The sequence below is a fragment of the Candidatus Enterococcus avicola genome, from assembly GCF_047470845.1.
Taxonomy (GTDB): domain Bacteria; phylum Bacillota; class Bacilli; order Lactobacillales; family Enterococcaceae; genus Enterococcus_D; species Enterococcus_D casseliflavus.
This window is the reverse complement of record NZ_JBLGTY010000050.1, coordinates 1-2,933: the sequence shown is the minus strand read 5'-3', so window position 1 is coordinate 2,933 and position 2,933 is coordinate 1. Positions and strand designations below refer to the sequence as shown.

General features: G+C 35.8%; 3 protein-coding genes and 2 pseudogenes. All 5 read left to right on the top strand.

All coding sequences use genetic code 11. From position 1 onward, the window contains the following. Positions 1-75: 75 nt before the first annotated feature. Positions 76-183: pseudogene (locus ACI3E5_RS17505) on the top strand (GNAT family N-acetyltransferase); the annotation flags it as partial. Between the two features lie 92 nt (positions 184-275). Next, complete coding sequence (aph(3')-IIIa, locus tag ACI3E5_RS17500; protein WP_001096887.1) at positions 276-1,070, top strand: aminoglycoside O-phosphotransferase APH(3')-IIIa; 795 nt, start codon at positions 276-278, stop codon at positions 1,068-1,070. Positions 1,071-1,479: 409 nt separating this feature from the next. Next, positions 1,480-1,563 (top strand): annotated as a pseudogene (locus ACI3E5_RS17495) (MLS leader peptide); the annotation flags it as partial. Positions 1,564-1,611: 48 nt separating this feature from the next. Then, the gene (locus ACI3E5_RS17490; protein WP_001814874.1) at positions 1,612-1,695 is read left to right on the top strand and encodes a 23S rRNA methyltransferase attenuation leader peptide; all 84 of its coding nucleotides are present in this window, start codon (positions 1,612-1,614) and stop codon (positions 1,693-1,695) included. A 124-nt stretch (positions 1,696-1,819) separates the two neighbouring features. Beyond that, complete coding sequence (erm(B), locus tag ACI3E5_RS17485; RefSeq protein WP_001038790.1) at positions 1,820-2,557, top strand: 23S rRNA (adenine(2058)-N(6))-methyltransferase Erm(B); 738 nt, start codon at positions 1,820-1,822, stop codon at positions 2,555-2,557. The last annotated feature ends 376 nt before the right edge of the window (positions 2,558-2,933 follow it).

The window sequence follows — 2,933 nt, the reverse complement described above, 5'->3', positions numbered from 1 at the left end:
AAGGGCAATCGGAGGCTTCGGATAGATAATGAAAAGAACACCTTATAAAATTTGTCTAAAAAAGTGTTGCCAAACCAATTCTATCATAATTGTGGTTTCAAAATCGGCTCCGTCGATACTATGTTATACGCCAACTTTGAAAACAACTTTGAAAAAGCTGTTTTCTGGTATTTAAGGTTTTAGAATGCAAGGAACAGTGAATTGGAGTTCGTCTTGTTATAATTAGCTTCTTGGGGTATCTTTAAATACTGTAGAAAAGAGGAAGGAAATAATAAATGGCTAAAATGAGAATATCACCGGAATTGAAAAAACTGATCGAAAAATACCGCTGCGTAAAAGATACGGAAGGAATGTCTCCTGCTAAGGTATATAAGCTGGTGGGAGAAAATGAAAACCTATATTTAAAAATGACGGACAGCCGGTATAAAGGGACCACCTATGATGTGGAACGGGAAAAGGACATGATGCTATGGCTGGAAGGAAAGCTGCCTGTTCCAAAGGTCCTGCACTTTGAACGGCATGATGGCTGGAGCAATCTGCTCATGAGTGAGGCCGATGGCGTCCTTTGCTCGGAAGAGTATGAAGATGAACAAAGCCCTGAAAAGATTATCGAGCTGTATGCGGAGTGCATCAGGCTCTTTCACTCCATCGACATATCGGATTGTCCCTATACGAATAGCTTAGACAGCCGCTTAGCCGAATTGGATTACTTACTGAATAACGATCTGGCCGATGTGGATTGCGAAAACTGGGAAGAAGACACTCCATTTAAAGATCCGCGCGAGCTGTATGATTTTTTAAAGACGGAAAAGCCCGAAGAGGAACTTGTCTTTTCCCACGGCGACCTGGGAGACAGCAACATCTTTGTGAAAGATGGCAAAGTAAGTGGCTTTATTGATCTTGGGAGAAGCGGCAGGGCGGACAAGTGGTATGACATTGCCTTCTGCGTCCGGTCGATCAGGGAGGATATCGGGGAAGAACAGTATGTCGAGCTATTTTTTGACTTACTGGGGATCAAGCCTGATTGGGAGAAAATAAAATATTATATTTTACTGGATGAATTGTTTTAGTACCTAGATTTAGATGTCTAAAAAGCTTTAACTACAAGCTTTTTAGACATCTAATCTTTTCTGAAGTACATCCGCAACTGTCCATACTCTGATGTTTTATATCTTTTCTAAAAGTTCGCTAGATAGGGGTCCCGAGCGCCTACGAGGAATTTGTATCGATAAGAAATAGATTTAAAAATTTCGCTGTTATTTTGTACATTTAACTTGACGGTGACATCTCTCTATTGTGAGTTATTAGTGGTACAGTTTTCAACCGTTTTAATTATAAAAAAGTGGTGCATTTTTAAATTGGCACAAACAGGTAACGGTTATTGCAGGTGTATTTCTTATCTATGGGTTTAACATGGATTTTATCATTAAAATCATGAGTATTGTCCGAGAGTGATTGGTCTTGCGTATGGTTAACCCTAAAGTTATGGAAATAAGACTTAGAAGCAAACTTAAGAGTGTGTTGATAGTGCATTATCTTAAAATTTTGTATAATAGGAATTGAAGTTAAATTAGATGCTAAAAATTTGTAATTAAGAAGGAGGGATTCGTCATGTTGGTATTCCAAATGCGTAATGTAGATAAAACATCTACTGTTTTGAAACAGACTAAAAACAGTGATTACGCAGATAAATAAATACGTTAGATTAATTCCTACCAGTGACTAATCTTATGACTTTTTAAACAGATAACTAAAATTACAAACAAATCGTTTAACTTCTGTATTTATTTATAGATGTAATCACTTCAGGAGTGATTACATGAACAAAAATATAAAATATTCTCAAAACTTTTTAACGAGTGAAAAAGTACTCAACCAAATAATAAAACAATTGAATTTAAAAGAAACCGATACCGTTTACGAAATTGGAACAGGTAAAGGGCATTTAACGACGAAACTGGCTAAAATAAGTAAACAGGTAACGTCTATTGAATTAGACAGTCATCTATTCAACTTATCGTCAGAAAAATTAAAACTGAACATTCGTGTCACTTTAATTCACCAAGATATTCTACAGTTTCAATTCCCTAACAAACAGAGGTATAAAATTGTTGGGAATATTCCTTACCATTTAAGCACACAAATTATTAAAAAAGTGGTTTTTGAAAGCCATGCGTCTGACATCTATCTGATTGTTGAAGAAGGATTCTACAAGCGTACCTTGGATATTCACCGAACACTAGGGTTGCTCTTGCACACTCAAGTCTCGATTCAGCAATTGCTTAAGCTGCCAGCGGAATGCTTTCATCCTAAACCAAAAGTAAACAGTGTCTTAATAAAACTTACCCGCCATACCACAGATGTTCCAGATAAATATTGGAAGCTATATACGTACTTTGTTTCAAAATGGGTCAATCGAGAATATCGTCAACTGTTTACTAAAAATCAGTTTCATCAAGCAATGAAACACGCCAAAGTAAACAATTTAAGTACCGTTACTTATGAGCAAGTATTGTCTATTTTTAATAGTTATCTATTATTTAACGGGAGGAAATAATTCTATGAGTCGCTTTTGTAAATTTGGAAAGTTACACGTTACTAAAGGGAATGTAGATAAATTATTAGGTATACTACTGACAGCTTCCAAGGAGCTAAAGAGGTCCCTAGCGCCTACGGGGAATTTGTATCGATAAGGAATAGATTTAAAAATTTCGCTGTTATTTTGTACAATAAGAATAAATTTGAATGGTACCATAAACGACCGTTTATGGTACCTTTTCATTTTCCTGCTTTTTCTAAATGTTTTTTAAGTAAATCAAGTACCAAAATCCGTTCCTTTTTCATAGTTCCTATATAGGGTTCTGTTGCAAAGTTTTAAATCTACTATCAAATAAGGTAGAATAATAGAAAAAGATAGCAGGAGGAATGACGAT